At 68.2% G+C, this 4,377-nt stretch carries 2 protein-coding genes and 1 pseudogene; 1 reads left to right on the plus strand and 2 read right to left on the minus strand.

Translation table 11 applies throughout. The features are described 5' to 3' along the window. Positions 1-293 precede the first annotated feature (293 nt). Entirely contained in the window at positions 294-2,555 is a 2,262-nt protein-coding gene (locus V6M46_RS06960; RefSeq protein ID WP_332663236.1) for a N,N-dimethylformamidase beta subunit family domain-containing protein, read from the plus strand. Between the two features lie 33 nt (positions 2,556-2,588). Here the strand turns inward: V6M46_RS06960 and V6M46_RS06965 are convergent, their stop codons facing one another. Together V6M46_RS06965 and V6M46_RS06970 are read right to left on the minus strand one after the other, a co-directional pair. Continuing rightward, the gene (locus V6M46_RS06965; protein ID WP_332663238.1) at positions 2,589-4,139 is read right to left on the minus strand and encodes a glycosyltransferase family 4 protein; all 1,551 of its coding nucleotides are present in this window, start codon (positions 4,137-4,139) and stop codon (positions 2,589-2,591) included. Between the two features lie 48 nt (positions 4,140-4,187). Next, positions 4,188-4,377, minus strand: a pseudogene (locus tag V6M46_RS06970) (hypothetical protein); the annotation flags it as partial.

Raw genomic sequence — 4,377 nt, forward strand, 5'->3', positions numbered from 1 at the left:
CGGCCTTGACGGCACGCGCGCGCGTGCGGTCGGCGAGGAACTCGGCGTTGCCGGTGATGAGCAGGATCTTTCCGAATGCCGTGGCCACGGACTCAGCGTAGTCATCGGGTCACCACAAACCGGCGGCTCTCGCGATTCGCGATGGCGAAGATCCGAATTTGCCCATTTTTCAGCACGATCGGCGGAGATATGCGACGATTTTCGTGCTGGGTACCAAGGGGTGTGGGAGCCGGCAGCAGGACCCACTCCCAGTTGAAAGCACACTCCCAGTGTCGAAACATATCCCAACCTCTTTGACGACCCTGTTTGCCGCAGTGGTCCTCCTCGTGAGCGTGATCGTGGTCGCGCCTCCCGCCAACGCCGTGACGGCCAACGTCACCATCGTGGCGAACGCCGCGAAGGACGGGACCCACACCCTGAACTACGAATCGACGGTGACGAAAGCGGGCACCGTCAAGTACATCGACGTGTCGCTGCCGTCCGGGACCGGTGGCTCCGTCACATCCCTCAACGGAAAAGTGCGGACGGTGTCGACCGGGGTGCTGCGCTGGACGCCCAGCACCACGATCAAGGTGACCGTAGGAGCCCGGTTCAAGATTCCGTTCTACGGGTTGAAGCTGCCCACCACGGGCGAGCCATGGAGCCTGTGGTTCAAGGCCGTCTCGACGACGGGGGCGACCCTGTCGTACGGCACGGGTCGCACGGCGACGGGGACCGTCACAGCGAGCAACCCGATTCCCGGCCAGAAGACGAACCTGACCTACAGGACGAAGGTGACCCGCGCGGGCACGCTCTCCAAGATCCAGCTCTACATCCCGCCAGGTTCGTCATGCAAGGTCAGCACCGTCAACGGCACCTTGACCGGGTCGGGCGCGTACCTCACCTGGACCCCGACGTCGCCCATCAGTGTGTCGATCGGTACCCAGCTGAACATCCCGGTCAACAACCTGTGCCTCTCGGTCTACGGCGGCAACAACATCTTGCCGATCGTCGCGCTGACCAGCGGCGGCACGGTGCTGGCCAAGGCCTCCGGCCTGCTGCCGCTCATCGCCCCGCCGGCAGACATGCCCGACGTACCGGTGACACCCATCGCGGCGCCGCCGCCCCCGTGCCCGAACAGCTGGCCGAGCGTGACGGACGAGAACGCCCAGGCCGGCACCGCCGCGTGGGCCATCTCCGCCGGGGCGACGTCAACGACCATGTCTGCCTACCTCACCAGAACGTCCGCCACCTGTGGCGACACCGTCGACATCAAGGTCGACAACGACTCCTTGAAGAAGGTCTCGGTCATCGCCTACCGCATGGGCTACTACGGCGGCAACGGCGCGCGCGAGATCTGGCGCCAGGACAACGTGTCGACGGTCAACCAGCCGGCCGCCACGATCGGCGGCACCGACAGCCAGGGCCGCAACCTCTACATGGTCTCGGCCGCCAACTGGTCGAAGACGCTCACCATCCCGATCGACGAGACGTTCGTACCGGGCACCTACCTCATCAAGGTGAGCGACGGAACGTATGCGACGTACGCGCCGCTGACCGTCCGAGACGACACGGGCACCAAGCACGACATCCTCCTCCAGCAGGCCACGACGACCTGGTCGGCGTACAACGACTGGGGTGGCCGCAGCTTCTACTCGACCACCAACAAGTCGGGGCGCCTGAGCTACAACCGGCCCTATTCGGGTGGCCAGGGCTCCGGCCAGTTCCTCCCCCTCGAGCAGGGCATGGTGTTCTGGCTCGAGAAGCAGGGTGCCGACGTGACGTACTGGACCGACGAGGACCTCGACGAGTTCGGTGGGCAGGTCCCGGCCAGGGCCGACAACCTCATGATCCCCTCCCACGACGAGTACTACTCGATGCCCATGCGCGCGGCGGTCAGCCAGGCCATCGAGAGCGGGGTGAACGTGGCCAGCATGGGGGCGAACACCGCGTACCGCGAGATCGCCTACACCTCGGGCTCCGACCGGCGCACCTGGGACGCCGACCACTGGACCTCTCCTGACGCCACGTGGCGGTTCCGGGGCGACGCGTACGCATCCCAGCCGCTGCTCGGCGCGGAATACGTCTGCCCCCTCCCGGGCGGCACGATGGTGACCGGGAGCACCTGGCTGTTCGACGGCATCGCCCCGGGGACCAGCATCCCCGGCTTCATCGCCGGCGAGATGGACCGGCTGAACCCCGACCTGTACCAGCATCCAGGGATCCAGTCGGTGTATGCCGGCTCGGCGGACTGCCGCGGGGCCAGGGGCATCGAGCCCATGACGATCACCGCGTTCGAGGCGCCGTCGGGAGCTCGTGTCTTCAACGCCTCGGTGTTCAGCTTCAGCTGCTACCTCAACGGCAGGTGCTCGTCGGACTGGACCGTGCCGGCCCCGAGCCTGACCTCGCAGGGCCTGGTCCAGACCATGATGAAGAACGTGCTGGGCTGGATCGATCCGACCATCTCCTTGGCGACGGAGACGAACTCGGTCACGACGATGAAGGCCAAGGTGCCCAAGATGAAGGTCCCGGTGAACCCGCCGGGCCTGGGCCAGGACGACCAGCCGACTCCCTGACGGGGCAGCGAAGCGGTCAGACGGTTCAGGGCATCACCTGATGGTGGTGCCCTGAACCGCTGTCCCGTCGTGCGGCTCGACGTCGGTCTCGCCGAGGTCGGGGAAGCTGCGGCCGGTCGGCGGCGCGTCCACCCGGGCCGGACCGAGCAGCTCTGCGTAGAGGTCGTGGAGGGCCTGCTCGGACGCCTGCCACGAGTAGCGTTGACGCAGCTCTCGGCGGCGCGCTCGGGCCCGGTAGTGCTCCAGGTCGCCGAGAACTGTCTGGACGGCGAGGGCCAGGTCGGCCGAGTCCTCGGTGACGTGCACGGCTCCGATGTCCTCCTCGTGGACGAACTGCTTCTGCGCCGTGCAGTCGCTGACGACCACCGGCAACCCCGCATGGATGTACTCGAAGAGCTTGTTGGTGAGTGCGACGTCATGACTGGGGAAGCGCCGGATCGGGATGAGTCCCACGTCGGCACTGGCCAGGTGGTCCACGACGGTGTGGGCGGGGACGGGAGGAAGGATGTGGACCCGGTCGGCGACGCCAAGCTCGTCGGCGCGGTCGCGGAGCACGTCACTGATCGGCGCCGCGAAGGTCGTCGACACGATCGCGAGGTGGCATCCGGGCAGGGCCGGCATCGCCTCGACCGCCGTGTCGACGCCGCGGGCGTGGGTCACGACCCCGCTGTAGACGAGGAGCGGAGCCTCGGCGCCGATTCCCACCGCCGCACGCAGGCCCGTGGTTCCACCCGCAGGCGGCTCCCCCGACTCCCACGGTGCGTTGAGGACCACCTTGACGCGCGGGACGGCGGGATAGCGGGAGGCGAGCTCCTGGGCGAGCACGGGACTCACTGTGACGACGGCATCCGCCCGGGGGGCGAACTCCTGCTCGAGGTTGAGCCACCCGGCGCGCTCGGTGGCGTCGCGCCGTCCGTAGAGGGACAGGCCCGCGATGAACTCGTGCGCGTCGTACAGCCACACCGGCCGGCGGGCGCCTGCGGCCTCGAGCTGGTCTGCTGCCGACGAGGCCGCACCGATGGTGTGGACGTCGTGGGCATGGATGACGTCAGGAGAGAGGGCAACGATCTGCGGGGTGAGAGCCTCGAGGTAGTCCAGCCCGATCGGCACGGTGAGACGCCACGGCAGGCTGGGTTCGGACTCGTCCGGCCCAGCAAGCGATGGCGGCAGGGTGTTGGACCTGGTCCGCGCCGCCATGAAGCCAGGAAGGCGCAGCCACTGGAGCGCGACGATCTTCGCCGCCTTGCGGGCGGCCCGCACTGGCCGTGCCGGCGTGGGCCGGGTGCCCCACTCGATGACCGCGGCGCGGCGCGCCTTGACCTTCGCGATCGCCGCCTGACGCGGGGTCAGCGGTCGCGGGACCGGTTGGCGGCCATGCTTGTGATGAGTCCACGGGATCGGCACGCGGATGATGTCGCAACCCGCCATCCGCGCGGTCTCCAGCCCCTCGGGTCCGTAGCCGACGACCGTCACCCGCAGCCCGAGGCGCGCGAGGGAGGCCGCCGTCTTCTTGACCCTGGTGTCCACCGCGATGTCGTTGCCGACGAGCATGACGACATGGGCCGGGTCTGACCGGTCGCTCATCAGCTGACTCCTCGCGATCGACATGCCGTGGCCACGGACCCAGAGTAGTCATCTGGTCACGACGAGCAGGCGGCCGTCACGCTCGACGATCGCGATGTCGCCGTCGGTGTCCGTACGCCACCAGCGCGTGCCCTGTTCGCGCAGCAGCGCAAGAGCCGCAGCGGCGGGATGGCCGTAGTCGTTGCCCTCCCCCGTGCTGATCGTCGCGAGCCGCGCGCCGACGGCTTCGAAGAAGTCC

Origin of the sequence: Aeromicrobium sp., assembly GCF_036676885.1 — a bacterium.
In the GTDB taxonomy this organism is placed as follows: Bacteria; Actinomycetota; Actinomycetes; order Propionibacteriales; family Nocardioidaceae; genus Aeromicrobium.

Excerpts from the sequence above, each read along its gene's own strand:
- V6M46_RS06965 (WP_332663238.1), bottom strand. The coding sequence starts at position 4,139 with ATGAGCGACCGGTCAGACCCGGCCCATGTCGTCATGCTCGTCGGCAAC.